At 52.1% G+C, this 1,014-nt stretch carries 2 protein-coding genes; one reads left to right on the top strand and one right to left on the bottom strand.

Annotation, left to right across the window (positions count from 1 at the left end; genetic code table 11):
• Window positions 1–554: hypothetical protein (locus tag L692_RS0125250; RefSeq protein WP_025702684.1), on the top strand; the 554-nt coding region annotated here is incomplete at its 5' end.
• Here the strand turns inward: L692_RS0125250 and L692_RS0125255 are convergent.
• A partial coding sequence (locus tag L692_RS0125255) for an SOS response-associated peptidase (RefSeq protein ID WP_025702685.1) occupies window positions 545–1,014 on the bottom strand: 470 nt, incomplete at its 5' end. The two genes, L692_RS0125250 and L692_RS0125255, sit on opposite strands and share 10 nt — an antisense overlap.

Consider the following 1,014-nt stretch of genomic DNA (forward strand, 5'->3'; position numbering starts at 1 on the left):
ATGCGGAGAAGCATGGGCTGGCGCTATATTGCTGCGACGAGCATCTGGAAAGCCGCTTGAAGAACATAACCGCCCGCAATCAGCCCGCCATGCACAAGATTTCGAGGATGAGTTATAATGAAGCTTTTTGTAGCCGGAGTGTTGAGAAACAGCTGGAAGAGTACATCGCATTTTTCAAAGAAGACTTTGCATTCGTCTTGAAGAAACTTGAGGAACGCTTCAATGGTCCTGTTGTGGCCGAGGGAAATCAGCTTCTGCCTTCCTTGGTATTCCCTCATCTGCAACCGGGGCATAAGGCGATATGGATGATCCCTGCCGAGCGCTTCCAGCGCCATCATTACAGCAAGCGAAGCTGGATAAAGGATATACTTGACTGCACGGATGACCCTGCCGCGGCTTTCGATAACTGGATGACCAGGGATGCAAGATTTGCTGAATATGTTGAGCAAGAGGCTAAAGCTTTGAATCTCGGCGTACTAAAAGTAGACGGCAGCCAGGATCTGCAAGCGACCATTGACGAGATTGAGGAATACTTCGGTCCCGCTCAGGGCTGAACCTCATCGATTAAATCCCTGGAGTCATTGCGCACATTGCCGACCTTTGCGGAGACGGGATAAGCTCTCATTTCTCCCGGATCATACGGCTTTAACAGCTTGGCCAGACGGTCAGCATCCTGATTGCTCCGGTCCAGCCAAGGGTCCACTGCTTCCGGACGAAGAATGACCGGCATCCGGTTATGGATTTCAGCCGTCAGCTCATTCGGCTCCGTCGTGATGATGGAGCAGGTGGCGAGCTTTTTTCCTTCCGTATCCACCCATATGTCATAAATTCCGGCCATTGAAAAAACACTCCCGTCACGCATCAGAATACGCATCGGCTGTTTGGCCGAGCCAAGGTTTTGCCATTCATAGAATCCGTCTGCCGGAATGACGCAGCGCCGCGAGGACAGCAGCCGCCTGAACGAAGGTTTGGAAGTGAGCGTCTCGGCGCGGATATTAATCATTTTGCCGCCGG

The sequence above is a fragment of the Paenibacillus forsythiae T98 genome (genome assembly GCF_000520735.1).
Classification (GTDB): Bacteria; Bacillota; Bacilli; order Paenibacillales; family Paenibacillaceae; genus Paenibacillus_AQ; species Paenibacillus_AQ forsythiae.